This window comes from Streptomyces sp. NBC_01408, assembly GCF_026340255.1.
In the GTDB taxonomy this organism is placed as follows: domain Bacteria; phylum Actinomycetota; class Actinomycetes; order Streptomycetales; family Streptomycetaceae; genus Streptomyces.
On the sequence record NZ_JAPEPJ010000001.1, the window covers coordinates 1,848,549 to 1,873,186 of the forward strand.

The 24,638-nt window shown below is 72.3% G+C and carries 21 protein-coding genes; 12 read left to right on the plus strand and 9 right to left on the minus strand.

From position 1 onward, the window contains the following. Positions 1-68: 68 nt before the first annotated feature. From OG447_RS08715 to OG447_RS08725, 3 genes are read left to right on the plus strand one after another with little or no spacing between them, the layout of a single operon-like run. Positions 69-968 (plus strand): NUDIX hydrolase, encoded by a 900-nt coding sequence (locus tag OG447_RS08715; protein ID WP_266935896.1) that lies wholly within the window; start codon positions 69-71, stop codon positions 966-968. After that, positions 965-1,810: an MBL fold metallo-hydrolase gene (locus OG447_RS08720; RefSeq protein ID WP_266935897.1), complete on the plus strand. Its 846-nt coding sequence runs from the start codon at positions 965-967 to the stop codon at positions 1,808-1,810. Before OG447_RS08715 ends, OG447_RS08720 begins: the two co-directional genes overlap by 4 nt. Beyond that, on the plus strand, positions 1,807-2,106 hold the full coding sequence (locus tag OG447_RS08725; RefSeq protein ID WP_266935898.1) for a ribosomal protein L7/L12: 300 nt from the start codon (positions 1,807-1,809) through the stop codon (positions 2,104-2,106). The genes OG447_RS08720 and OG447_RS08725 overlap by 4 nt, the downstream gene beginning before the upstream one ends. A gap of 56 nt (positions 2,107-2,162) precedes the next feature. On the opposite strand, the gene OG447_RS08730 is transcribed toward OG447_RS08725, so the two are convergent. Next, positions 2,163-2,975 carry a nucleotidyltransferase domain-containing protein gene (locus tag OG447_RS08730; protein ID WP_266935899.1) on the minus strand — a complete coding sequence of 271 codons (813 nt, stop codon included), beginning with the start codon at positions 2,973-2,975 and terminating at the stop codon, positions 2,163-2,165. Between the two features lie 203 nt (positions 2,976-3,178). Then, positions 3,179-3,853 (minus strand): Crp/Fnr family transcriptional regulator, encoded by a 675-nt coding sequence (locus OG447_RS08735; RefSeq protein ID WP_003981529.1) that lies wholly within the window; start codon positions 3,851-3,853, stop codon positions 3,179-3,181. 332 nt (positions 3,854-4,185) lie between these two features. Between OG447_RS08735 and nth the strand changes: the two genes are divergently transcribed. The 3 genes from nth to OG447_RS08750 all read left to right on the plus strand — a co-directional run bounded on the left by nth (position 4,186) and on the right by OG447_RS08750 (position 7,121). Next, positions 4,186-4,971: an endonuclease III gene (nth, locus tag OG447_RS08740; RefSeq protein ID WP_266935900.1), complete on the plus strand. Its 786-nt coding sequence runs from the start codon at positions 4,186-4,188 to the stop codon at positions 4,969-4,971. A 292-nt stretch (positions 4,972-5,263) separates the two neighbouring features. Beyond that, on the plus strand, positions 5,264-5,905 hold the full coding sequence (locus OG447_RS08745; protein ID WP_266938808.1) for a CoA pyrophosphatase: 642 nt from the start codon (positions 5,264-5,266) through the stop codon (positions 5,903-5,905). A gap of 13 nt (positions 5,906-5,918) precedes the next feature. Further along, positions 5,919-7,121 carry a MarP family serine protease gene (locus OG447_RS08750; RefSeq protein ID WP_266935901.1) on the plus strand — a complete coding sequence of 401 codons (1,203 nt, stop codon included), beginning with the start codon at positions 5,919-5,921 and terminating at the stop codon, positions 7,119-7,121. Positions 7,122-7,463: 342 nt separating this feature from the next. Here the strand turns inward: OG447_RS08750 and OG447_RS08755 are convergent, their stop codons facing one another. From OG447_RS08755 to OG447_RS08775, 5 genes are all read right to left on the minus strand, one after another. Continuing rightward, complete coding sequence (locus tag OG447_RS08755) at positions 7,464-8,423, minus strand: alpha/beta fold hydrolase (protein WP_266935902.1); 960 nt, start codon at positions 8,421-8,423, stop codon at positions 7,464-7,466. Next, complete coding sequence (locus tag OG447_RS08760) at positions 8,420-8,878, minus strand: phage holin family protein (RefSeq protein WP_266935903.1); 459 nt, start codon at positions 8,876-8,878, stop codon at positions 8,420-8,422. Before OG447_RS08760 ends, OG447_RS08755 begins: the two co-directional genes overlap by 4 nt. Before the next feature lie 74 nt (positions 8,879-8,952). Continuing rightward, positions 8,953-10,386, minus strand: coding sequence for a Na+/H+ antiporter NhaA (gene nhaA / locus OG447_RS08765; RefSeq protein ID WP_266935904.1), 1,434 nt, complete (start codon positions 10,384-10,386; stop codon positions 8,953-8,955). A 232-nt stretch (positions 10,387-10,618) separates the two neighbouring features. Continuing rightward, on the minus strand, positions 10,619-12,616 hold the full coding sequence (gene acs, locus OG447_RS08770; protein ID WP_266935905.1) for an acetate--CoA ligase: 1,998 nt from the start codon (positions 12,614-12,616) through the stop codon (positions 10,619-10,621). 185 nt (positions 12,617-12,801) lie between these two features. Further along, entirely contained in the window at positions 12,802-15,189 is a 2,388-nt protein-coding gene (locus tag OG447_RS08775) for a SulP family inorganic anion transporter (protein ID WP_266935906.1), read from the minus strand. A 235-nt stretch (positions 15,190-15,424) separates the two neighbouring features. On the opposite strand from OG447_RS08775, the gene OG447_RS08780 reads away from it, so the two are divergent. Next, the gene (locus OG447_RS08780) at positions 15,425-16,735 is read left to right on the plus strand and encodes a hypothetical protein (RefSeq protein ID WP_266935907.1); all 1,311 of its coding nucleotides are present in this window, start codon (positions 15,425-15,427) and stop codon (positions 16,733-16,735) included. Here the strand turns inward: OG447_RS08780 and OG447_RS08785 are convergent. Then, on the minus strand, positions 16,689-17,810 hold the full coding sequence (locus OG447_RS08785) for an ATP-binding protein (RefSeq protein ID WP_266935908.1): 1,122 nt from the start codon (positions 17,808-17,810) through the stop codon (positions 16,689-16,691). The two genes, OG447_RS08780 and OG447_RS08785, sit on opposite strands and share 47 nt — an antisense overlap. Positions 17,811-17,919: 109 nt before the next feature. On the opposite strand from OG447_RS08785, the gene OG447_RS08790 reads away from it, so the two are divergent. Beyond that, complete coding sequence (locus OG447_RS08790) at positions 17,920-18,741, plus strand: oxidoreductase (RefSeq protein ID WP_266935909.1); 822 nt, start codon at positions 17,920-17,922, stop codon at positions 18,739-18,741. Between the two features lie 463 nt (positions 18,742-19,204). Here OG447_RS08790 and OG447_RS08795 read toward each other — a convergent pair whose 3' ends face one another. Further along, positions 19,205-20,080 (minus strand): HAD family phosphatase, encoded by an 876-nt coding sequence (locus OG447_RS08795; protein WP_266935910.1) that lies wholly within the window; start codon positions 20,078-20,080, stop codon positions 19,205-19,207. A gap of 477 nt (positions 20,081-20,557) precedes the next feature. Between OG447_RS08795 and ssd the strand changes: the two genes are divergently transcribed. The 4 genes from ssd to OG447_RS08815 are packed head-to-tail and all read left to right on the plus strand — an operon-like array spanning position 20,558 to position 24,595. Next, the gene (ssd, locus tag OG447_RS08800) at positions 20,558-21,790 is read left to right on the plus strand and encodes a septum site-determining protein Ssd (protein ID WP_266935911.1); all 1,233 of its coding nucleotides are present in this window, start codon (positions 20,558-20,560) and stop codon (positions 21,788-21,790) included. Further along, entirely contained in the window at positions 21,787-22,935 is a 1,149-nt protein-coding gene (locus OG447_RS08805; RefSeq protein WP_266935912.1) for a TadA family conjugal transfer-associated ATPase, read from the plus strand. Before ssd ends, OG447_RS08805 begins: the two co-directional genes overlap by 4 nt. Further along, the gene (locus OG447_RS08810; protein WP_266935913.1) at positions 22,932-23,816 is read left to right on the plus strand and encodes a type II secretion system F family protein; all 885 of its coding nucleotides are present in this window, start codon (positions 22,932-22,934) and stop codon (positions 23,814-23,816) included. Before OG447_RS08805 ends, OG447_RS08810 begins: the two co-directional genes overlap by 4 nt. Then, a complete protein-coding gene (locus tag OG447_RS08815) occupies positions 23,816-24,595 on the plus strand; it encodes a type II secretion system F family protein (protein WP_266935914.1) in 780 nt (259 codons plus the stop codon). Before OG447_RS08810 ends, OG447_RS08815 begins: the two co-directional genes overlap by 1 nt. Positions 24,596-24,638 lie beyond the last annotated feature (43 nt).

Here is a 24,638-nt window from a genome sequence, read left to right on the forward strand (position 1 = left end):
GGGTCCTGTGAGGCCCCCCGCGCCGGGTGACCCTCGAACATCGGGCCGGATGGCCGTAGCATCCCGCCATGTCGAATGGTCAGCACGGTCAGCAACAGCCCCCCGCCGGAGGCCAGTGGTACCCGCCGGAGTGGCCCGACCGCATCCGCGCGCTCGCGGACGGTTCCCTCACCCCGGTGGATCCCCGGCGCGCCGCCACCGTGATGCTGCTGCGCGACACCCCCGCCGGACCGGCCGTCCACATGCTGCGCAGGCGGGCCTCCATGGCCTTCGCCGGAGGCGCGTACGCCTACCCCGGCGGCGGGGTCGACCCCCGCGACGAGGAACACCAGGTGGGCTGGGCCGGGCCCTCGCGGCAGGAGTGGGCCGCGCGGCTCGGTACGGATCCGGGCGTGGCGCAGGCCATCGTGTGCGGGGCCGTCCGCGAGACCTTCGAGGAGGCGGGCGTCCTGCTCGCCGGCGAGAGCCCGGACACCGTCGTCGGCGACACCACCGGTGACGACTGGGAGGCCGACCGGCAGGCCCTCGTGGCCCGGGAGCTGTCCTTCGCCGAGCTCCTCGACCGCCGCGGGCTGCGGCTGCGCTCCGACCTGCTCGGGGCGTGGGCGCGCTGGATCACCCCGGAGTTCGAGCCCCGCCGCTACGACACCTGGTTCTTCGTCGCCGCCCTCCCCGAGGGCCAGCGCACCCGCAACGCCTCCACCGAGGCCGACCGGACCGTTTGGATCCGCCCGGCCGACGCGGCCGACGGCTACGACAAGGGCGAGCTGCTGATGATGCCGCCCACCATCGCCACGCTGCGCTCCCTGGAGCCGTACGGCAGCGCCGCCGAGGCCCTCACCGGGGCCACGGCGCAGGACCTCACCCCGGTCCTGGCCCAGGCCACGCTGGAGGACGGCGAGCTGGTGCTCAGCTGGCCGGGCCACGACGAGTTCACCAAGCGCGTCCGCCCCGGAGGCCCCGCATGACCGACGCCGCCGCACTCCCCGGACAGCCCCGGGGCGTGGTCACCTCCGGGCCGGCCACCGCCCGCGCGGTCAACGTGCTGGCCCCCAACGCCTCCCCCATGACCCTGGACGGCACCAACACCTGGATCGTCTCCGAGCCCGGCTCCGACCTGGCCGTCGTCATCGACCCCGGCCCGCTGGACGAAGTACACCTGCGGGCGGTCATCGCCGCCGCCGAGCGGGAGGGCAAGCGGATCGCCCTCACCCTGCTCACCCACGGCCACCCGGACCACGCCGAGGGCGCCGGCCGGTTCGCCGAGCTCACCGGCACCAAGGTGCGCGCCCTGGACCCGGCCCTGCGCCTCGGCGACGAGGGCCTGGCCGCCGGGGACGTGATCCGCACCGGCGGGCTGGAGCTGCGCGTCGTCCCGACCCCCGGCCACACCTCCGACTCGCTCTGCTTCCACCTCCCCGCCGACCGGGCCGTCCTCACCGGCGACACGATCCTGGGCCGGGGCACCACCGTCGTCGCGCATCCCGACGGCCGCCTCGGCGACTACCTGGACTCCCTGCGCCGCCTGCGCTCGCTCACCGTCGACGACGGGGTGCACACCGTCCTGCCGGGGCACGGGCCGGTCCTGGAGGACGCACAGGGCGTCGTCGAGTTCTACCTGGCCCACCGCGCGCACCGCCTCGCGCAGGTCGAGACGGCCGTGGAGAACGGCTTCGTCACCCCCCGGGCGGTCGTCGCCCAGGTCTACGCGGACGTGGACCGCTCCCTGTGGCCTGCCGCGGAATGGTCCGTACGGGCGCAGCTCGAGTATCTTCAAGATCACGGACTGATTCCCGGGGGACCCGAATGACCACGCTCTTCCTGCTGCTCGCACTGATCGCCACGGCCGGCTGGATCACCTCCACGGTGTCCCTGCGGATGAAGGCCCTGGAAACCAGGGCGGACCGCCTGGAGCGGCGCCTGGGCCTGGTGCTGGAGCACTTCGGCATCGAGGAGCCGGAGCATCCCGTGACGGACGACGTACGGGCCCTCCTGCGCGACGGCCGCAAGATCGAGGCCATCAAGGTCTACCGGCAGAGCACCGGCGCGGGCCTCGCGGAGGCCAAGCAGGCCGTGGAGGCCATCGCGGTCACCGAGGCCGTCTGAGGCCGCCTGAGCCCGTCTGAGGCCGCCCCAGGGCGGTCCGAGGGCCCTACGAGGCTCTACGAGGGCTCCGTGCGCGGCCTCTTCACGCCGTGCCGGGCCGCGTACTCCCGCGCCAGCCACGGACCCAGGTCCTCGGTGTACTCGCGCAGCACCTCCGGGTCGGCGACCGGGTCCAGGGCCACGGCGGCCGCGTCCCGCAGCTGCGCGGCGCGCTGCGGGTAGTACCGGCCGAAGATCTCCGCGGACTCGGCGAGATCGCTGGTCCAGCCGCCCCAGAGCGGCATCACCAGCGTGAATCCGGTGCGCACGAGGCGCCGTGCGAAGGCGCGGCTCAGCACGCGGTACTCGTCCGGCGCCGACGCCTCCCGCACCCTGTCCCGCCAGCGGGGCAGCAGGAGCGCCAGGTCCCCGTTGGTCTCGCGGGCGAGCAGGCTGTCGGGACGGTAGCGCGGCAGGTGCTCGGCCAGGTCGGCGCCGAGCAGCGGGGTGCACAGGCAGGCCAGGAACCAGCCGAAGTCGTACCGCTCCTCCTCGCTGAGCACGGTGGCCTTGTCGTGGAGCAGGATGCCGACCCCGTCGATCTCCGGGAACTCCTCGTCGAGCCCGTCCGCCAGCACCTCGGCGGTGTCCCGGTCCTCAGCGGAGGGCTCGCGGTGCAGGACGACCAGCAGGTCGAGGTCGGAGCGGCCGGGCCGGGCCGTCCCGCGCGGCACGGACCCGTACAGGTACGCGCTGTGCAGCCGCTGCCCGTACGCCTCGCCGATCCGCTCCCGCGCGGCCGCCACGACGCCCCTGAACCCCTCCTGCACCCGCCCGAGGGACCCCTCCCGCTCGAAGTACCCCTGCGCGTCCAGGCCTCTGCGCTCCATACGCCCACTGTGCACACTCCGGCCCGGCCTCGGCCAAACTCAGCCCCGCCCAGGCCAAACTCGGCCCCGCCTCGGCGAAACTCAGCCCCGCCGGCGTTTGAGGCGCGGGGGTTCGGGGGCAGAGCCCCCGCAACGGCGCCGCACCCGGAAACGCAGAAGGGGCCCTGCCAGTCGGCAGGACCCCTCAACGGCTAAGACCAGCGTCAGCGAGACCGCTTCGCGAGCCGCTCCACATCCAGCAGGATCACGGCGCGAGCCTCAAGACGGAGCCAGCCGCGCCCCGCGAAGTCGGCCAGGGCCTTGTTCACGGTCTCGCGGGAGGCGCCGACGAGCTGCGCGAGCTCCTCCTGCGTCAGGTCGTGCACCACGTGGATGCCCTCCTCCGACTGCACGCCGAAGCGGCGCGACAGGTCGAGGAGCGCCCGCGCCACACGGCCGGGAACGTCGGAGAAGACCAGGTCGGACATCTGGTCGTTGGTCTTGCGCAGGCGCCGGGCGACGGCGCGCAGCAGCGCGGTCGCGACCTCGGGCCGGGCGTTCAGCCACGGCTGCAGGTCACCGTGCCCGAGGCCGAGGAGCTTGACCTCGGTCAGGGCGGTGGCGGTGGCGGTGCGCGGGCCCGGGTCGAAGAGCGACAGCTCGCCGATCAGCTCGCCGGGGCCGAGGACGGCCAGCATGTTCTCGCGGCCGTCGGGGGAGGTGCGGTGCAGCTTCACCTTGCCCTCGGTCACGACATACAGCCGGTCACCGGGGTCGCCCTCGTGGAACAGGGCGTCACCGCGTGCGAGGGTCACCTCGCCCATGGAGGCGCGGAGCTCCGCGGCCTGCTCGTCATCGAGCGCCGCGAAGAGCGGGGCGCGCCGCAGAACGTCGTCCACGAGTCTCTCTCCTATGTCGACCTGCTCAGGGGACCGTGCTCCCCATTTTGCCGGACGGCTCAAACAGTGCGATCAATCACAAGGATGCCGGACGTACGGGTGTGCTGTGCGGCGAGAGGCCAATCGGAGTGGTGTTACCTGAGGTCCGGGCGGGTGTCAGCGGCCGGCCTTAGGCTGGCCGGGTGTCCAATAAGCCGGTGAGAGCACAGGCCAAGGGGTCCACGGGAGTGACAGGACCCCCCGATTCAGCCGTGGGCGAACAAGCCCCCGTGAAGGTGTCCACGAAGGCCCCGCCCCGCCCCGAGGGCAAAGCTTCGGCCAAGAAACCGAAGGTGCCGAAGCCGGAATCCCACCTGGCCATGGTGCGCAGGGCCCGCCGCATCAACCGGGAACTGGCCGAGATCTATCCGTACGCCCATCCGGAGCTCGACTTCCGCAATCCCTTCGAGCTGCTGGTCGCGACCGTGCTGTCCGCGCAGACCACCGACCTGCGCGTGAACCAGACGACCCCGGCGCTCTTCGCCGCCTACCCGACCCCCGAGGACATGGCCGCGGCCGCTCCCGAGGACCTGGAGGAGCTGATCCGGCCGACCGGGTTCTTCCGGGCGAAGTCCAGGTCCCTGCTCGGCCTCTCGCAGGCCCTGCGGGACCGGTTCGGCGGGGAGGTTCCGGGGCGCATCGAGGACCTGGTCACCCTGCCCGGAGTGGGCCGCAAGACGGCGAACGTGGTCCTCGGCAACGCCTTCGGTGTCCCGGGCATCACCGTGGACACGCACTTCGGCCGGCTGGTCCGCCGGTGGAAGTGGACCGAGCAGGAGGACCCGGAGAAGGTCGAGGCGGAGATCTGCGCGATCTTCCCCAAGAGCGAGTGGACGATGCTCTCGCACCGCGTCGTCTTCCACGGCCGCCGGATCTGCCATGCGCGCAAGCCCGCCTGCGGGGTCTGCCCGATCGCCCCGCTCTGCCCGGCGTACGGGGAGGGCGAGACCGACCCGGAGAAGGCGAAGAAGCTGCTCAAGTACGAGAAGGGCGGCCAGCCCGGCCAGCGGCTGACCCCGCCCGCCGACTATCCCGGCCTCCCGGCCCAGCCGCTGGGCGGCCCGCAGGCGCGGCCGTAGGAACGAATCGGTACCCGGACCGCGTTTGCGGTGTGGGGGAACACGGACAGGGGTGCCTATGACTGGGGCGACGCAGAACCGACCGGTGGCCGAAGCGGGCCAGCACGACGGGGGCCAGCACGACGGGGGCCAGCACGACGGGGGCCAGTACGACGCGGGCCCACATGACGCCGGCGCGGACGGCGCCGACGCGGACGGCGCCGACGTGCACCGTGCCGACGCAAACGGCGCCGGCGCGCGTACGGAGGCCCGCGCGGGCACGGGCGGCAGCACCGCCCTCAGCACGCAGGGCCTGCCCGGGTGGCTCGACCCGGTCGTGGAGGCCGCGCGGACCGTCCGCCCGGCCCAGCTCAGCCGCTTCCTGCCGCCCGAGGACGGCCGCGGGCGGCAGTCCGCCGTCCTCATCCTCTTCGGCGAGGGCCCCCGCGGCCCCGAGCTGCTGCTGATGGAGCGGGCCGGGAGCCTGCGCTCGCACGCCGGCCAGCCCTCCTTCCCCGGCGGCGCCCTCGACCCGGAGGACGGCGACCCGCACACCACCGGCCCGCTGCGCGCCGCGCTGCGCGAGGCCGAGGAGGAGACGGGGCTGGACCCCGCCGGTGTGCAGCTCTTCGGGGTGCTGCCCCGCCTCTACATCCCGGTCAGCGAGTTCGTCGTGACCCCGGTCCTCGGCTGGTGGCGGGCCCCCAGCCCGGTCGGCGCCGTGGACCCGGCGGAGACCGCCCGGGTGTTCACGGTGCCCGTGGCCGATCTCACCGACCCCGGGCACCGTGTCACCGCGATCCACCCGAGCGGCCACCACGGCCCCGCTTTCACCGTCGAATCGGCCCTGGTCTGGGGTTTCACCGCCGGGGTCATCGACCGTCTGCTGCACTTCGCGGGCTGGGAGGTCCCGTGGGACCGCTCACGCCAGGTCCCGCTCGACTGGCGCTCGTGAGACGGTGACCCACGTGAACGTGCTGGACATCTTGTTGCTGCTCGCCGCCGTATGGTTCGCGATCATCGGCTACCGCCAGGGCTTCGTCGTCGGCATCCTGTCGGTGATCGGCTTCCTCGGCGGCGGCCTCATCGCCGTGTCCCTGCTCCCGCTGATCTGGGACCGGGTGACGGACAAAGGAACGCAGGCGTCCTCCACGGCCGTCGTCATCGCCGTGGTCGTGATCATCATCTGTGCCTCGATCGGCCAGGCCCTGACCACCCACCTCGGCAGCAAGCTCCGCCGCCAGATCACCTGGTCACCGGCGCGCGCGGTCGACGCCACCGGCGGGGCCCTGGTCAATGTGGTCGCCATGCTGCTGGTGGCCTGGCTGATCGGTTCCCTGCTCGCCCAGACCTCGCTGCCCACGCTGGGCAAGGAGGTCCGCAACTCCAAGGTGCTGCTCGGCGTGTCGCGGGTCCTGCCCGCCCAGGCGAACACCTGGTTCTCGGACTTCAGTTCCACGCTCGCCCGCAACGGCTTCCCCCAGGTCTTCAACCCGTTCTCCAACGAGCCCATCACCGAGGTGAAGGCGCCCGACCCGGCGCTGGCCAGCAGCCCCGTCAGCGAGCAGGCCAAGCGCTCGATCGTGAAGGTCGTCGGCACCGCGCCCAGTTGCAGCAAAGTGCTGGAGGGCACCGGCTTCGTCTTCGCCCCGGGCAAGGTCATGACCAACGCGCACGTCGTGGGCGGGGTCGGCGAGCCGACCGTACAGATCGGCGGCGAGGGCAAGCTGTACGACGCGAAGGTCGTGCTCTACGACTGGGCGCGCGACATCGCCGTCCTGGACGTGCCCAAGCTGAAGGCGCAGCCGCTGGAGTTCGCCGACAAGGACGCGGTGAGCGGCAGCGACGCGATCGTCGCCGGCTTCCCCGAGAACGGTGGGTACGACGTCCGTCCGGCCCGTGTGCGCGGCCGGATCAACGCCAACGGCCCGGACATCTACCACCGGGGCACGGTCCGACGGGACGTCTACTCGCTGTACGCGACGGTCCGTCAGGGCAACTCCGGCGGTCCGCTGCTGACGCCCGACGGCAAGGTGTACGGGGTCGTCTTCGCCAAGTCCCTCGACGACCCGAACACCGGCTACGTGCTGACGGCCGACGAGATCCGCGACGACATCCGGATCGGGAAGACCGCCGACCGCCGGGTCGACAGCCAGGGCTGCGCCCTCTGAGCCGTACGGGCACGGGGGCCCGTACGGCCGGGAAGTCGGTCTCCGCGCGGTCTACGTCCGCGGATGGCGCAGGCGTGCCGAGACCCAGCGGGCCCGGCGGCGCAGGATGCGGGGGATCCCGAGTCGTGGGTCGTGGCCGTGGCGGCCCGCCCTCTCGTGGGTGCCCGGGTCAGTCGCCGGGCGGTGTTCGTGTGCGGTGTCACCGTAGTCGTGCGTCCAGCTCATACTCCGAGCTGTGCCCGGGCCCCAAGGTCGGTAACCCCGTCCAGGGCGGCCAATTGGCCTATGCGCCGGGCAATTGAATGTTTGTAAGACAGGCGTGCGGGCGGGCCTGGCGGACCGTCAGCGGTCCGGCTCGGGATCCTTCAGCCAGTTGACCAGCTCGGTCGAGAAGGCCGCCGGGTCCTCCTCGTGCGGGAAGTGCCCGAGGCCGTCGAACAGCCGCCAGCGGTACGGGGCTTCGACGTACTGACCGGAGCCGGCCGCGCTCCGCGTGCGCATCACCGGGTCGAGCGAGCCGTGCAGGTGCAGCGTCGGGACCCGCACCGGCCGCTTCATCCGCCGGTTGAACTGGAGGCCGTCGGGCCGCGCCATGGACCGCATCATCCAGCGGTACGGCTCGACCGAGCAGTGCGCCGTCGACGGGATGCACATCGCCCGCTGGTACACGGTCAGGTCCTCGTCCTCGGGCAGCCGCGGCCCGGACCAGTCCCGGATCAGCTGCCCCACGAGCGCCCCGTCGTCGGCGACGAGCTGCCGCTCCGGGACGAACGGCCGCTGGAAGCCCCAGATGTGCGAACTCGCCCGCGTCTGGCCGAAGTCCGACAGCATCGCCGAGCGCCAGCGGCGCGGGTGCGGCATGGACGAGACCACGAGCCGACGCACCAGCTTGGGCCGCATCACGGCCGCCGTCCACGCGAGGTACCCGCCGAGGTCGTGCCCGACGAGGGCGGCGTCCGGCTCGCCGAGAGACCGGATGACCCCGGTGACGTCCAGGGCCAGATTGGCGGGGTCGTAGCCGCGGGGCGTGCGGTCGCTGCCGCCGACACCGCGCAGGTCCATCGCGACCGCCCGGTACCCGGCATCGGCGAGCGCGGTCAGCTGGTGCCGCCACGTCCACCAGAACTGCGGGAAACCGTGCAGGAGCAGCACCAGCGGCCCGTCACCGACCTCGGCTACGTGGAACCGGGCGCCGTTGGCCGCGACATCGCGGTGCGTCACCGCCCGGCCGCCGGGGAGGTCGAGCCGTACCGCCGTGGCGGCGGTGGGGGGAGTGCCGGGATCCGGGGTGGACGCTGTCATGAGGACGAGCGTGCCACACCCACAGCCTGGTCACTCACCGGCCGCGGGTGCGGCTTGACGGTTCCGACGAGCGCCGCGGTCTGCTTGACGGAGGCGATGGTCTTCTCCGGCGGCTTGACCTTCTTGAACTTCTTCACCGCGATCAGCGCCAGCAGGCCCGCGAGCAGCAGGAACGCCGAGCCGACGATGAGGAAGGACCAGGCGAGCCCGAGCCCGAGGTTGTGGATCCCGTAGGCCGCGGCGAAGCTCAGCACCGGCAGGGAGAAGAGGGCGAACACTCCTGCGACGATGATGGCGGCGCTTCCGATGCCCGCGCGCTTGACGTCCTGGCGGATCTCCGCCTTGGCGAGGGCGATCTCGTCGTGCACCAGGGCGGACATCTCGGCGGTGGCCGAGGCGACCAGCTGGCCGAGTGTGCGCTCGGCTCCCTGCGCCCCTTGGTCCACTGCGCTCATCGCTCTCTCCCTCTGTCGTCTGCTGTCGTCTGCGTCGGCGGCTGTCCTGCGTCGTCAGTCAGTCGTCAGTCAGATCATGCCGGACGACCGGCGTCACTGCTGGACCCGGCCGCCGCTTCGGCCCCCGCCGCGGTCGCCACTTCGGCCTTGCGGCGGTGCTCCGCGGCCCTGTCCTCGTAGATCTTCGCCATCCGGAGGTGGTAATCCGGGTTGTGCTCCTCGTAGATGTCCGGGATGCCGTCGAGGTCATCGTCCCGCTCCTCGGCGTCGATGAGCGCCCTGTACGTGCGGTTGCGGAGCTTGAGCATGACGCCCGCGGCCACGGCGGCGATGAGGGAGCCGATCAGGACGGCGGCCTTGACCTCGTCGGTGAGGACGGGGTCACCGGCGAAGGCGAGTTCGCCGATCAGGAGGGAGACGGTAAAGCCGATGCCCGCGAGCGAGGCCACGGCGAGTACGTCGGGCCAGGCGAGGTCCTCGTTGAGCTCGGCCTTGGTGAAGCGGGCCGCGAGCCAGGTGCCGCCGAAGATGCCCACCGTCTTGCCGACGACCAGGCCGAGGACCACGCCGAGGGTCTCGGGGCGGGTGAAGACCTGGGCGATGGCCTCGTCGGAGAGGGAGACCCCGGCGGAGAAGAGGGCGAACAAGGGCACGGCCAGGCCCGCGGAAATCGGCCGGACCAGGTGCTCGATGTGCTCGCCGGGGGAGTGCTCCTCGCCCTCCTTGCGGGAGCAGCGCAGCATCAGGCCCATGGCGACGCCGGCGATGGTGGCGTGGACCCCGCTGTTGTACATCAGGCCCCAGATGACCAGGGCGAGCGGAAGGTAGACGTACCAGCCGTGGACGTTCTTGCGCAGCAGGAACCAGAAGAGCGCCAGGCCCACGACGGCGCCGCCGAGCGCCAGGAAGTCGATCTCGCTGGTGAAGAACACCGCGATGATCAGGATCGCGAAGAGGTCGTCGACGACGGCGAGGGTCAGCAGGAAGGCGCGCAGCGCGGAGGGCAGCGAGGTGCCGATGACCGCGAGGACGGCGAGGGCGAAGGCGATGTCGGTGGCGGTCGGGACCGCCCAGCCGTTCATCGAGCCGCTGCCGAGGGTGTTGACGAGTACGTAGACCAGCGCGGGTACGGCCATGCCGCAGAGCGCGGCGATCACCGGGAGGGCGGCGGCCTTGGCGTCGCGCAGATCGCCCGCGACGAGTTCGCGCTTGAGCTCGATGCCGGCGACGAAGAAGAAGACGGCGAGCAGGCCGTCGGCCGCCCAGTGCTGGAGCGAGAGGTCCAGGCCCAGGGAGGCCGGGCCTATGTGGAAGGACCGGACGTTGTCGTAGCTGTCCGCGAGGGCGGGGATGTTCGCCCAGGTCAGGGCGGCGATCGCGGCCACCAGCAGGAGCACGCCACCGACGGTCTCGGTGCGCAGTGCGTCGGCGACGAAACGGCGCTCGGGCAGCGAGAGCAGGCCGAACAGCTTGCGGCCCTTGTTGTCGGTGGGGGTGGGCGCGGCCACGGGGGAACCTCCGGTTGGTCGACGGCATGACAATGCAGTTGCCGACCAGACTTCCCGGCGCACCCTGTGATCTTTATTTACGCTTTCAATATGTTACAGGGCGTGTGCGAGGGCGTATCCGGCGAACATCACTTTAAGCGCGAAAGGGGCATCCGGCGCGGCGCGCCGAATGCCCCTTCCCGCCCTTCCGCCCCCGGCCCGTACGTGTCCTCGCGGGCCAGGGGGCGGGGCGTCAGTCCTCGCTGCCGGCGGCCGGCAGCTTGCTCTGGATCAGGTCCATGACGGAGGAGTCGGCGAGCGTGGTGACGTCGCCGACGGCGCGGTTCTCTGCCACGTCGCGCAGCAGGCGGCGCATGATCTTGCCCGAGCGGGTCTTCGGCAGCTCCTGGACCGGCAGGATCCGCTTCGGCTTGGCGATCGGGCCGAGCGTGGCGCCCACGTGGTTGCGGAGCTCCCCGACCAGGGTGTCGGTCTCGGAGGCGCTGCCGCGCAGGATGACGAAGGCCACGATGGCCTGGCCCGTGGTCTCGTCGTTGGCGCCGACCACGGCCGCCTCGGCGACCGCGGGGTGCGACACGAGCGCCGACTCCACCTCGGTGGTCGAGATGTTGTGGCCGGATACCAGCATCACGTCGTCCACCCGGCCGAGCAGCCAGATGTCGCCGTCCTCGTCCTTCTTGGCGCCGTCGCCCGCGAAGTACTTGCCCTCGAAGCGCGACCAGTAGGTGTCGAGGAACCGCTGGTCGTCGCCCCAGATGGTGCGCAGCATCGACGGCCACGGCTCGGTGAGGACCAGGTAGCCGCCTCCGCCGTTCGGGACCTCGTTCGCCTCGTCGTCCACGACGGTGGCGGAGATTCCGGGCAGCGCGCGCTGGGCGGAGCCCGGCTTGGTCTCGGTGACACCCGGCAGCGGGGAGATCATCATCGCGCCGGTCTCGGTCTGCCACCAGGTGTCCACGATCGGGCAGCGGTCGCCGCCGATGTGCTTGCGGTACCAGATCCAGGCCTCGGGGTTGATCGGCTCGCCGACCGAGCCCAGCACGCGCAGGCTCGACAGGTCGAACTTCGCCGGGATGTCGTCGCCCCACTTCATGAACGTACGGATGGCCGTGGGCGCCGTGTAGAGGATGGTGACGCCGTACTTCTGCACGACCTCCCAGAACCGGCCCTGGTGCGGGGTGTCCGGCGTGCCCTCGTACATCACCTGGGTGGCGCCGTTGGCGAGCGGCCCGTAGACGATGTACGAGTGCCCGGTCACCCAGCCGATGTCGGCGGTGCACCAGTAGACGTCGGTCTCCGGCTTCAGGTCGAAGACCGCGTGGTGGGTGTACGCGGCCTGCGTGAGGTAGCCGCCCGAGGTGTGCAGGATGCCCTTCGGCTTACCCGTGGTCCCCGAGGTGTAGAGGATGAAGAGCGGGTGCTCCGCGTCGAAGGCCTGCGGGGTGTGCTCGGCGGACTGGCGGCCGACCACGTCGTGCCACCAGACGTCGCGGCCCTCGGTGAAGGCGGTGTCCTGGCCGGTGCGGCGTACGACGAGGACGTGCTCGACCTGCGGGCACTTGGCGACGGCCTCGTCGATGGCGGGCTTGAGGGCGCTGGGCTTGCCGCGGCGGTAGCCGCCGTCGGCGGTGATGACCAGCTTGGCGTCGGCGTCCTGGATGCGGGAGGCGACGGCGTCGGCCGAGAAGCCGCCGAAGACCACGGAGTGCGCGGCGCCGACGCGGGCGCACGCGAGCATCGCGACGACCGCCTCGGGGATCATCGGCAGGTACACGGCGACGCGGTCGCCGGCCACGACACCCAGCTCGGTCAGGGCGTTGGCGGCCTTGGAGACCTCGTCCTTGAGCTCGGCGTAGGTGATCGCGCGGCTGTCGCCGGGCTCGCCCTCGAAGTGGAGGGCGACGCGGTCGCCGTTGCCGGCCTCGACGTGGCGGTCCACGCAGTTGTACGCGACGTTCAGCTTGCCGTCCGCGAACCACTTCGCGAAGGGCGGGTTGCTCCAGTCGAGCGTCTCGGTCGGCTCGGTGGCCCAGGTCAGCCGCCGCGCCTGCTCGGCCCAGAAGCCCAGCCGGTCCGCGTCGGCCTGTGTGTACGCAGCCTGTGTCACGTTGGCAGCGGCGGCCAGATCGGCAGGCGGTGCGAACCGCCGCTCCTCCTTGAGCAGATTGGCCAGGCTCTCATTGCTCACGACATCTCCCTTTCCCAGGGTGTCCGTTGTGTCCCCGGGCATAGCTCATCAGTCAGCGGCCCAGGTGACAAGGGGTAGCCGAGAATTGGTTTAGACCTATAGCACGTCTGGGCGCGTGTGCGGGCCACGCGAACGGCGCAGGAATGGCCCCTTCCCGCCGCAGGGTGCAGGAAGGGGCCAAACGATTCCACGGATACGGGAGGCTATCGGTTCATCGACACCGCGGTTCAGGCGTTCTGGCCGACGCTGTCGAAGACCCGGCAGTCGAAGAAGTCCTCGCCTTCGGAGAGCAGGTACGCCTGCGCCTCACCTACGTGGAAGTACATCCCGTGCAGCTCCAGGGTGCCCTCGGCAAGGCGCCGGGCCACCGACTCGTGGGCCCGCAGGTGCTCCAGCTGCTGCACCACATTGGTCAGGCAGAGCTGCTCCACGGCATCCGCCGGCAGCCGGCCGGCGATCCGGGCCCAGGCGTGGTGGCGGCTGCCCATCCGCTCCAGGCTCGGCAGTCCGTGCCGCAGCCAGCGGCGCAGCGGGGTCATGGGGGTCGTGGGCGAGGAGTTGAGCAGGGCCTGCATCGCCCCGCAGCCCGAGTGCCCGCAGACCGTGATGCTGTCCACCTTGAGCACGTCCACGGCGTACTCGATGGCCGCCGCGACCGAGTCGTCCGTGGACTCGGCTCCCGGCAGTGGGACCAGATTGCCGACATTGCGGACCGTGAACAGGTCGCCCGGGCCGCTGGCCGTGATCATGCTGGTCACCAGGCGGGAGTCCGCGCAGGTGAGGAAGAGCTGCGAGGGCCGCTGCCCCTCGCGGGCCAGCCGGGCCAGCTCGTCGCGCACGAGCGGGGCGGTGTCCCGCTGGAAGGTGCCGATTCCGTTCGCCAGCTGGCCGGCTCCGCGGCGCAGGGGTGCGGGTGCGGGGTGTTCCGCCGCTGCCGCCGCCTGTGCTGCCGTCGCCGCGGAGGCCGGGGCCTGGGCCTGGGCCTGGGCCGGGGCAGCGGCCGTACGGGCGTGCGCGGGCCGGTGGTCGCAGTGGTTCTGCCACGGGGTCCAGGGCCGGCAGCACTGGTGTGTTCCGCGTGGGGCGGGCCGCCAGTCGCCCTCCGAGGTGCGGGCTCCGGAGCGGCCGGTGACCTCCACCGAACCCCCGTGCGCACGATGGGAGTCCTGCCAGTCCTGGAGGGTTTCGTACGCCGCGTGGTCCATGAACGAACCGTCCAGCTCCACCACCGCGGGCGCGTCGTGCGGAATCTGGTTCAGCACCCGGCTCAGCCGGGGTACCGCGAGGAAGGTCAACTGCCCGCGCGCCCACACCCGGTGGACCCCGCTGTCCTGCTTCTCCAGCGTGATCCGGGTCCGGGCGAGGCGGTGCAGGGCCAGGGCGACGGCCACCGCGATGCCGATGGCGACGCCCTCCAGGACCCCGCCGAGCACCACGGCCGCGATGGTCGTGCCGTAGACCAGGACCTCGCCGTGCCGGGTGACGCTGCGCAGGTGCGTGATGCTGACCATCTGCACGCCCACGGCCATCACCAGGGCGGCCAGCGCGGCGAGCGGGATCAGGTCGAGGACCGGGACCAGCAGGCCGGCCGCGAGCAGCACCCAGAATCCGTGGAGCATCGCCGACCTGCGGCTGGTCGCACCGGCCTTGACGTTCGCCACGCTGCGGACGGCCACGCCCGTGACGGGCAGCCCGCCGAGGGCCCCCGAGACGATGTTCGCCGCGCCCTGGCCCCGCAGTTCCCGGTTGAGGTCGGCGCGCGGCGGCCGGCCGGCCGAACTCCGCTCGGAGCCGATCAGTTTGTCGGTCGCGACCGCGGACAGCAGGGACTCGACGCTCCCGACCAGGGTGATGGTCAGTACGGCGGCGATGATGCCGAGGAGCGGCCCCTGCGGCAGCTCGGGCAGGGCGTGGCTGCGCCAGGACGGCAGGTCCACGCGGGGCAGGGTGAGCCCGGCGAGTGTGGCGAAGGCCGTGGCCGTGGCGACGGCGGCGAGCGCGGCCGGCACCTTGCGCAGGGCGCCGCCCGCCCGCCCGGGCAGCCGGGGCCAGCCGAGCAGGACGACCAGCGTCAGCACGCTGACGCCGAGCGCGGCCGGGTGCAGGTCGGCCAACTGGCCTGGCAGCCCGACGACGTTGGCCACGGCGGAGCTCTGCGGGGTACCGCCGAGCACGATGTGCAGCTGGGCCAGCGCGATGGTCACGCCGATGCCCGCCAGCATCCCGTGCACGATGGCCGGGCTCACCATGAGTGCCGACCGGGCGGTCCGCAGGAAGGCGAGGCCGAGCTGGCACAGCCCGGCGAGCACGGTGATGGCGCAGGTGGTGCGCCAGCCGTAGTGCTGGATCAACTCGGCGGTGACGACGGTGAGTCCGGCGGCGGGCCCGCTCACCTGGAGCGGAGCCCCGCCGAGCCGCCCGGCCACGATTCCGCCGACCGCCGCGGCGACCAGTCCCGCCTGGAGCGGGGCCCCGGTGGCGAGGGCGATGCCGAGGGAGAGCGGCAGCGCGATCAGGAAGACGGCTACGGAGGCGGAGAGGTCGGCGGGGAGGTCGGCGGGGAGATCTGATCGGACGGCTTTGTTCTTGGGGGTGGTGGGTGAGGTGGCTGTCATAAGGTCCCGTCTCCTCTGAGGAGGGATGAAGCGGCGGGAGTCTCAACACTCGGTAAATGGATGGTAATGGAGAGTAAAGAGAAGTGGTGGGCAATAGGGGCAAATGGACTACGAATTAGCACGCACGAGTGAATAAGCATTTTGTCCGGCTTGTCAGATCTTCTTCACACCACACCGCGTGGGAAGTTGCGGCGCGGAAGTCCTGCGACGGAACTGCGAGGGAGAGGTGGGGCGGATGATCGCCGCCACGAAGAAGATCGCTGGTGGCCTGGTCGCCACGGCGCTGGTCCTGGGCGCCGCCGGGTGCAGCGGCTCGGAGTCCGGCAGGTCCCCGGCCCCCGGCGGCGCCAAGAAGGGTGCCGCCGCGCCGGAGGCCCCCGGCAGCGTGAACCGGCCCATCGGCGACGGCTCGACCGCCTACACCGGCCCGCAGCCGAACGTGCAGAAGCCGCAGAAGCTGAAGCCCGGTGAAAAGCCCCCGCAGTTCGTGGTGTTCTCGTGGGACGGGGCCGGCGAGGACAGCCAGAAGCTGTTCTCCCACTTTCGCGAGGTCGGCAAGAAGTACAACGCGCGGATGACGTACTTCCTCAGCGGTGTGTACATGCTCCCGGAGGAGAAACGTTCCCTCTACACCGCCCCGCAGCACTCTCCCGGCCGCTCCGACATCGGCTTCGGCGACCTCCAGGGCATCAAGGACACCGCCACCCAGGTGCGCGGCGCCTGGCTGGAGGGCAATGAGATCGGTACCCACTTCAACGGCCACTTCTGCGGCCCCGACGGCGGCGTCGGCACCTGGTCCGTGGACGAGTGGAAGAGCGAGATCGACCAGGCCAAGTCCTTCGTCAAGAACTGGAAGACCAACGCGGGCCTGAAGGCCCTCGAAGCGCTCCCCTTCGACTACGACAAGGAGCTCATCGGCGCCCGCACCCCCTGCCTCGAAGGCCAGAAGAACTTCATGCTGGCGGCTAAGGACTTGGGCTTCCGCTACGACTCGAGCGGCATCAGCAAGCAGATCTGGCCCAAGATGACCGACGGGCTCTGGGACATCCCGCTCCAGCTGGTGCCCATGCCGGGCCGCGCCTTCGACACGCTGAGCATGGACTACAACTACATGATCAACCAGTCCGGGACGACCTCGCAGGGCGACCCCTCGCAGCACGTGTACTGGGGCGACCAGATGCGCGACGGGCTGCGGCAGGCCTTCGACCGGGTCTACCAGGGCAACCGGGCGCCGCTGATCATCGGCAACCACTTCGAGTCCTGGAACGGCGGCACCTACATGCGCGCCGTCGAGGAGTCCATCAAGACCATGTGCACGCAGAAGGAGGTCCGCTGCGTGCCCTTCCGCGAGCTGGTCGACTGGCTGGACGCCCAGGACCCCAAGGCCCTGGAGTGGATGCGCACCCTCGACGTCGGCGAGACGCCGAAGGACGGCTGGGCGAAGTTCCTGACGGCGGGGCCGCCGCCGAAGCCCGCGGCCCCCGCGACTTCCGCCGAGGTCAAGCAGGCTGAGGAGTCGGCTGATGAGGGTGCGGACGAGGGCTGACGAGTTCCCCCAGCTCCCCCAGCTCCCCGAACCCCCTGGGCTCCGTGAGTTCGCCGGACTGCTCCTGCCCGTCTCGCTCGCTTTGCCTGCCTCGCTCCCCTCGTTCGCCGAGCCCCTCGTGCAGGACGAAACCGGGGTCGACCTGGTCCGCCAGGTCGACCCCGGTCTTGGCGTTGCCCCAGCTCTCCGCGTTCTTGAGGTGGAAGCCGACCATCTGCTCGGTGTACCGGCCCCAGTCGCGGAGCGCGTAGGAGTCGTCGGCCGCGTCCTGGAGGGCCTGGAGGGCCAGTCGGTTGGTCGCCTCCAGCAGCTCGAAGGCGGCCGGCCGGCCCTTTTCCATGGCGCGGACCCAGTCCGAGTGCCCGACGGTGACCAGCAGGTCCTCGCCCACCTCGTCCTGGAGGAACTCGATGTCCTCCGGGCCCTGCACCTTGTTGCCGATCACCTTGAGGGCGATCCCGAAGTCCCGCGCGTACTCCTTGTACTGGCGGTAGACGGAGACGCCCTTGCGGGTCGGCTCGGCGACCAGGAAGGTCACGTCGAAGCGGGTGAACATGCCCGAGGCGAAGGAGTCGGAGCCGGCCGTCATGTCGACGACGACGTACTCGTCCGGGCCGTCGACCAGATGGTTGAGGCACAGCTCGACCGCTCCGACCTTGGAGTGGTAACAGGCCACGCCCAGGTCGGCCTCGGTGAACGGCCCGGTGGCCATGAGCCGTACGGGCTCCCCGTCGAGCAGCAGCCTGCGCGCGCAGGCCTCGTACACCGGGTTGTCCTCGGTGACGGTCAGGAGGCGTGAGCCCGCGCCGGGCGGGGTGGTCTTGATCATCATCTCGGCGGACGCGATGCGCGGGTTGGAACCCCGCAGGTACTCCTTGATCAGCGGCAGGTGCGCACCCAGGGCCGGCAGCGCGGCGGCCTCGTCCTCACCGAGTCCGAGTGCGGCACCCAGGTGCTGGTTGATGTCGGCGTCCACCGCGACGACGGGGGCTTCATTGGCGGCGAGGTGGCGGATGAAGAGGGAGGACAGCGTGGTCTTGCCGCTGCCGCCCTTTCCCACGAAAGCGATCTTCATGTTCACCAAGCGTAGCGGGTCCGTTGCGGTGTGTGCTCTGGGTGAGTGAAGAAGACCACTCCAAGGAGGGGTCGGTGCTATGGGTCCGCAGTGCGTAGGCTCCCTACTTATGAGTAGCGCTTCTGACCCGTTGACCGCGCTGGCCGGGCTGCCGGGTGTCGCCGAGTCCGTGGATTCCGTACGCAAGGCCGTGGACCGGGTCTACGGACACCGGGTGATGCGCCGTCGCGGCGGGGAGATCACCTCGGAGGCCGCGCTGCGCGGCGCCCGCGGGAGCGCGGCGCTGTCCGGCGCCGACTGGGCGCTGGAGGAGGTGCGCCGCCGAAGCGACTTCGGCTCGGAGCCGGAGGCGCTGACGGTGGGCGCGGCGCTGCGGCTGACCGCCGAGGCCGGCCAGCTGCTGAGCATCTGGCGCCAGTCGCCGCTGCGGGTCCTGGCGCGGCTGCACCTGGTGGCCTCGGGCTCTACGGCGGACGGAGACGTCGTGGGCCGGCCCCGCCTCGCGGGCGAACCGGTGGACGAGCCCCTGGTCAACCTGCCGCTGCCGAGCGCGGACGAGGTCGCCGGACGGCTGGACGGTCTCTCCGGCCTGATCATCGCGGGCGGCTCGGCCCCGGCGCTGGTCACAGCGGCGGTGGTGCACGGCGAACTGCTGGCCCTGCGCCCCTTCGGCACCTACAACGGCCTGGTCGCGCGGGCGGCCGAGCGGATCGTCCTGATCAACAGCGGGCTGGACCCCAAGGCGATCTGTCCGGCGGAGGTCGGCCACGCCGAACAGGGGCGCGAGGCTTATCTGGCGGCCTTCGAGGGCTACGTCTCGGGAACCCGGGAGGGGATGGCCGCCTGGATCGCCCACTGCGGCCGGGCGATCGAACTCGGTGTCCGTGAGTCGACGGCGGTCTGCGAAGCCCTACAGCGCGGCGCGGCCTGAGAACTGCCCGGACAACGGGTTGCGGCGACACCGTCTTGCTTTGGTGTCGCCGCTGGCACTTGCGCCCAGTTACCAAGCGTCCTCGAAGTTTGCCCATCAGGTCGGGAGCTTTGCCCGTCACCTGGTGCGGCTGGCCCGTAATCGACGGGTCGACGTCGCGTGGGTGCTCGGCGTTCGTGCTTCGGTCCGTGGGCCTTACTGCGTTTTAAAGATGATCCTCTCGGATGTTCTTTGGTCTCGCGGGCCGTTAATTACTTTGTACTCCGCTTGGGAGATATGCGAAACCCCTGGCTCCACTTCTTTACCTTCAGGGGCGAGTCGGGATGAACCGGACGTCCTGAAATGCCGCAGGTCAGGACAGCCCGGGGCATCCCGCAAGCGCGGCCCGGCGTGCTTCGGCCCGCCTGGCCTGGCCAGGCATCCCGCAAGCACGCCGGGCCGGGTCGGGCCGGCCTGGCCCGGCTCAGGCGGAGGTGGCGGCGGCCAGCGCGCTCGCCCGGCGTCGGCTCGCGTACCAGACCAGCCCCGCGGTGGCGGCGGCCGCGCCCACGGCCGCCGCGGCCACCAGCGCCGGCCGCGCCGGCATCGACAGCCCCGGAAGCCGCTGCTTCAGCCGTACGGGCCGGTTGAAGACCAGAACCGGCCACTCCCGTGCCACCGCCTCCCGGCGCAGCGCCCGGTCCGGATTGACGGCGTGCGGGTGTCCGACCGCCTCCAGCATCGGGATGTCGGTGGCCGAGTCGCTGTACGCGTAGCACTTCGAGAGGTCGTACCCCTCGGACTCCGCGAGCTCGCGGACGGCTTCCGCCTTCGTGGGTCCGTAGGCGTAGTACTCGATCTCGCCGGTGAAGCAGCCGTCCTCGCCCACGACCATGCGGGTGGCGACGACCCGGTCCGCGCCGAGCATCTCGCCGATCGGCTCGACGACCTCCGCGCCGGAGGTCGACACGATCACCACGTCGCGGCCGGCCGTGTGGTGGGCTTCGATGAGGGACGCGGCCTCGTCGTAGATGATCGGGTCGATGAGGTCGTGCAGGGCTTCCGCGACGATCTCCCGGACCTGCTGCACGTTCCACCCCTTGCAGAGGGCGGACAGGTACTCGCGCATCCGCTCCATCTGGTCGTGGTCGGCGCCGCCGGCCAGGAAGATGAACTGCGTGTACGCGGTGCGCAGCACGGCTCGCCGGTTGATGAGCCCGCCCTGGTAGAAGGACTTGCTGAACGTCAGAGTGCTCGACTTCGCAATGACCGTCTTGTCCAGGTCGAAGAAGGCTGCGGTACGAGGCAAGGAGTGCGGCAAGGGCTGATTTTCCACGACCCGAGCATATGCGCCCACCATTCGGCGTAAGGTGTGGCGCGTGGGTTTGCCTGAGAAGCCTCTCGGGTACACCATGGAAGTCACGGATCGTTCGCGACCGTGCTAACCCGGTCTGGCTCCTCCCCCCCCCGAGTCGGACCGTGGGGACGACCCCCGCTCTCCCCCCCGGCGGGGGTCGTCGCATGTCCGGACGCGGTTCGCGTCCCCGCCTTCGGCCCCAAGTGTCCATCCCTACGGCCCCTTCCCTCGTGTGGGCCGTCGTGGCGAAGGCCCCTCACCCCTTCAGACTCGTGACGCTGCGTAGTTGTTCCGGAGCGCTCCGGAACTCACCTGTCAGGGTGAAGGGGATATTCACAATCGGTTGGCTATCCACAGTTTTCGCCCAAGATCCACTTCTTTTTCCTGCTCGCTGCACGGTGATTCCAGCCGCGAAGTCCGCGGTGCTGGATTTGCAGTGAGAAGGGGGCGGAGATCGTGGCGCGATCGAAGTCGTATGGAATGACGCAGTCCGCGGTGGCGGGCCGGAGCAGGCCGCCGGTCGGGCCGGGCCCGGCGGCGCCGGGTGGCGGGCGGCCTCTGATCATCACCGAGGATCCCCTGCTCCTCGACGACCTGCTGCGGCTGTGCGCCGCCGCGGGTGCCGAACCACATGTGCACCACACGATGCCGGAGCAAAGCGCGAGCGGTGACGGAAGCGTCGCAAGCGTCGCCAGTGACGAGCAACCGGGGGCGGGGCGCGGCGGAACTGCCCTGGCCGGCACGGCGGTCGGGAGCATCGGGAGCGTTGGCTGGGAGTCCGCCCCGCTCGTACTGGTCGGGGACGACGCCGCCCGGCGGGTGCGCGGGGCGCCCCGCCGGGACGGGGTGTTCCTCGTCGGCCGGGACCTGGATGACCCCCAGGTGTGGCAGCGGGCCGTGGAGATCGGCGCGCAGGAGGTGCTCCGGCTGCCCGATGCCGAGGGGCTGCTCGTCGACCGGATCGCCGACGTGGTCGAGGGCGCCGGGCGTCCGGCTCTCGCCGTCGGGGTGATCGGCGGCAGCGGCGGGGCGGGAGCCTCCACCCTCGCCTGCGCCCTCGCCCTCCGGGCCGCCCGCACCGGGGAGCGGACCATCCTCATCGACGGCGACCCGCTCGGCGGGGGCATGGACGTACTGCTCGGCGGCGAGGCCGCGGAAGGGCTGCGCTGGCCCGACTTCGCGGGCTCGCGGGGGCGGGTCGGCGCCGGGGCCCTGGAGGAGTCCTTGCCCGAACTGCACGCGCTGAGGGTGCTCAGCTGGGACCGCGGGGACCGGGTCGTGGTGCCGCCCGCCGCGATGCGCTCGGTGGTGGCCGCCGCGCGCCGCCGGGGCGGGGTCGTGGTGGTCGACCTGCCCCGGCGGGTCGACGAAGCCGTGGCCGAGGTGCTGGCGCAGCTGGACCTGGTGCTGATGGTGGTGCCGGGCGAGTTGCGGGCCGTTGCCGCGGCGGGCCGGGTGGCGGCCGGGGTGCGGATGGTGGCCCGGGACGTACGCGTCGTCGTACGGGGCCGCTCCCCGGGCGGGCTCGAGCCCGAAGCCGTGGCGGGCCTGCTGGGGGCGCCGCTGGCCGGCGAGGTACCGGTCGAGGTGGGGCTCCCCGGGCGGGTGGCCGAGGGGGAACCGCCGGGGTCCGAAGGGCGGGGCGCGCTGGCCCGGTTCTGCGACGGCTTCTGGCGGCGGGCGCTCGGCTCCGCCCAGGGGGTGCCGGCATGAGCGCCGTGCTGCTGGACGCGGTGCGCCAGCGGCTCGCCGAGAGCGGGGCCGAGCCGACGCCGGCCCGGGTGGCCGCGGCGCTGCGGGCCCAGGGGCGGCTGCTGGGGGACACGGAAGTGCTGGGTGTCGCTGCCGAGTTGAGGTCCGAGCTGGTCGGCGCGGGCCCGCTGGAGACGCTGCTCGACGACCCGGAGGTCACCGATGTGCTGGTGGCGGCCCCCGACAGGGTGTGGGTGGACCGCGGCGGCGGGCTGGAGCTGACAGGGGTGACCTTCGAAGGCCCCGACGCCGTGCGCAGGCTGGCCCAACGGCTGGCCGCGGTCGCGGGCAGGCGGCTGGACGACGCCCGGCCCTGGGTGGACGCCCGGATGCCGGACGGCACCCGGCTGCATGCGGTACTGCCCCCGGTGGCGGTCGGGTCGGCCTGTCTCTCGCTGCGCGTGGTGCGGCCGCGGGCCTTCACGCTGGAGGAACTCGTGGCGGCGGGCACGCTGCCGCCCGGCGGGCACCGGCTGCTCCGGGACATGATCGAGGCCCGGCTGTCGTTCCTCGTCTCCGGAGGGACCGGCACGGGCAAGACCACCCTGCTCAGTGCCCTGTTGGGGCTGGTGGGCCCCGGTGAGCGGATCGTGCTGGCCGAGGATTCGGCCGAGCTGCGCCCCGATCATCCGCACGTGGTGCGGCTGGAGACCCGGCCGGCCAACCAGGAAGGGGCGGGGCTGGTCACCCTGGCAGATCTCGTCCGGCAGGCGCTGCGGATGCGGCCCGACCGGCTGGTGGTCGGCGAGGTCCGCGGCGCCGAGGTCGCAGACCTGCTGGCCGCCCTGAACACAGGCCACGAAGGAGGCTGCGGGACGGTCCATGCCAATGCCGCCGCCCACGTCCCGGCCCGGCTGGAGGCCCTCGGGACGGCCGCGGGGCTCGACCGGGCCGCCCTGCACAGCCAGTTGGCGGCCGCGCTGACCCTGGTGATCCACCTGGTCAGGGACCGGGAGGGGCGGCGCCGGCTGGCCGAGGTGCACGTGCTGGAGCGGGACGCCGCCGGGCTGGTGGTGACCGTACCGGCGCTGCGCTGGGCCGCGCGGGGTTTCGTACGGGAGCGGGGCTGGGAGCGGCTGCGGCCACTGCTGCGAGGTGCCCGGTGAGCGGCGGGGCGGCCCTGCCCCTGCCCGTGTTCGCCGGGGTGCTGTGTGCCGGGGCGGCCGCCTGGACGGCGGCCGGGGGAGACCGGGTGTCGCGGCGGGCCCGGGTGGTGCTGGCCGGGGGTGCCCCGGCGCTGCCCGGCGGGCCGGAGCGCTGGGACCGGCTGGTGATCGCCGTACGGGTGCGGGCCGCGCGGTGGCGGGAGTGGGCCCCGCTGGGGGCCGGGCTGGTGCTCGCGCTGCTGGGCGGGTCGGTGATCCCGCTGGCCGCCGGTGCGGCGGCGGTGCCACTGGTCCGGCGGTGGCTGCGCGTACGGGAGCGGGAGCGGGCCCGGGTCGCGCGGGCGGCCGAGGTGGTGGCCCTGTGCGGGGCGGCGGTGGGCGAGCTGCGGGCCGGGGCGCAGCCCGGGCAGGCGATGACCGCGGCGATGCGCCGGACGGTCTCGGGCGCGGGCGGGCCGGGAGCGGCTGAGGCGGGCGTCCTGGCCGCCGCGGCGTTCGGCGGGGACGTGCCGGGGGCACTGCGCCAGGCGGCGCGGGAGCCCGGCGCGGAGGGGCTGGCCGGGATGGCCGCCTGCTGGCGGGTGTCGGTGGACGGCGGCGCGGGCCTGGCCGCCGGTCTGGACCGGCTGGAGGGGGCGCTGCGGGCCGAGCGGGACCGGGAGGAGTCGCTGCGGGCCCAGCTGGCGGGAGCCAGGTCCACGGCGGTCGTGCTCGCCCTGCTGCCCCTCGTGGGCCTGCTGATCGGTACGGGGCTGGGGGCGGATCCGCTGCGGGTGCTGCTGCACACCCCTATGGGGTGGGGGTGCCTGCTGGCCGGGGTGCTGCTGGAGGCGCTGGGGCTGCTGTGGTGCCGACGGATCGTCCGGGTGGGGGAGCGGTGATGGGCGGCTTCGTGGTCCACAGGCTGGGGACGGCGCTGTGCCTCGCGGTGGCGGTGCTGGCGGTGGCGTCGCTGGTCGCGGCCCGGGTCCGGGCGCGGGCCGCCTGGCGCCGGGCGCAGGCCGTGCTGCACGCGACGGCACCCCCCGGCGGCGGGCCCGGGTTCGGCTCCCGGATGCGGGGCGCGGTGGCCGTGTGGGCCGGGCCGGCCGGGGCGCTGCTGGCGGGCTGGGTGCTGATCGGCGGGGTGAGCGGGGCCGCGGTGGGGTGTGCGGCGGCGTTCGGGGTGTGGCGCTGGCAGGCGAGGGCGCGCCCGCGGGCCGGGGTCGACCCGGCGGAGGCGGAGCGTCAGCTGCCGTTCGCCGCGGATCTGCTGGCCGCGTGTCTGGCGGCCGGTGCGGGGCCGGTGGAGGCCGCGGAGGTGGTCGGCGAGTCGCTGGGCGGCCCGGTGGGCGAGCGGCTGGCGCTGGCCGGGGCGGAGCTGCGGCTGGGCGGCGAACCGGGTGCCGCGTGGGGGAGGTTGGCGGAGATACCGGGCGCGGGGGCGCTCGCCGGATGCCTGGAGCGGGCTGCCCGGACCGGTGCGCCGGCCGCGGAGCCGGTCTCCCGGCTCGCCTCGGCCCTGCGGGCGGACCGGGCCCGGCAGGCGGGCGCCAGGGCGCAGCGGGCGGCGGTGCTCGTCACCGCACCGGTGGGGCTCTGTTTCCTCCCCGCTTTTCTCGCGATCGGGGTGGCTCCGGTGGTGATCGGTATGGCTTCCGGTCTTCTCTCGAACCCCTGACGACACATTCGCCACACGCATTCACGACGTACATCGACAACGG

Bases quoted from the DNA above. Each gene is read 5' to 3' on its own strand.
- OG447_RS08720 (WP_266935897.1), top strand. From the start codon at position 965: ATGACCGACGCCGCCGCACTCCCCGGACAGCCCCGGGGCGTGGTCACC.
- OG447_RS08725 (WP_266935898.1), top strand. From the start codon at position 1,807: ATGACCACGCTCTTCCTGCTGCTCGCACTGATCGCCACGGCCGGCTGG.
- OG447_RS08755 (WP_266935902.1), bottom strand. From the start codon at position 8,423: ATGACAGCGTCCACCCCGGATCCCGGCACTCCCCCCACCGCCGCCACG.
- ssd (WP_266935911.1), top strand. From the start codon at position 20,558: ATGACGCAGTCCGCGGTGGCGGGCCGGAGCAGGCCGCCGGTCGGGCCG.
- OG447_RS08795 (WP_266935910.1), bottom strand. From the start codon at position 20,080: ATGGTGGGCGCATATGCTCGGGTCGTGGAAAATCAGCCCTTGCCGCAC.
- OG447_RS08775 (WP_266935906.1), bottom strand. From the start codon at position 15,189: ATGACAGCCACCTCACCCACCACCCCCAAGAACAAAGCCGTCCGATCA.
- OG447_RS08790 (WP_266935909.1), top strand. From the start codon at position 17,920: ATGAGTAGCGCTTCTGACCCGTTGACCGCGCTGGCCGGGCTGCCGGGT.
- OG447_RS08805 (WP_266935912.1), top strand. From the start codon at position 21,787: ATGAGCGCCGTGCTGCTGGACGCGGTGCGCCAGCGGCTCGCCGAGAGC.
- OG447_RS08815 (WP_266935914.1), top strand. From the start codon at position 23,816: ATGGGCGGCTTCGTGGTCCACAGGCTGGGGACGGCGCTGTGCCTCGCG.
- OG447_RS08785 (WP_266935908.1), bottom strand. From the start codon at position 17,810: ATGAAGATCGCTTTCGTGGGAAAGGGCGGCAGCGGCAAGACCACGCTG.
- OG447_RS08780 (WP_266935907.1), top strand. From the start codon at position 15,425: ATGATCGCCGCCACGAAGAAGATCGCTGGTGGCCTGGTCGCCACGGCG.
- acs (WP_266935905.1), bottom strand. From the start codon at position 12,616: ATGCCCGGGGACACAACGGACACCCTGGGAAAGGGAGATGTCGTGAGC.
- OG447_RS08760 (WP_266935903.1), bottom strand. From the start codon at position 8,878: ATGAGCGCAGTGGACCAAGGGGCGCAGGGAGCCGAGCGCACACTCGGC.
- OG447_RS08715 (WP_266935896.1), top strand. From the start codon at position 69: ATGTCGAATGGTCAGCACGGTCAGCAACAGCCCCCCGCCGGAGGCCAG.
- OG447_RS08730 (WP_266935899.1), bottom strand. From the start codon at position 2,975: ATGGAGCGCAGAGGCCTGGACGCGCAGGGGTACTTCGAGCGGGAGGGG.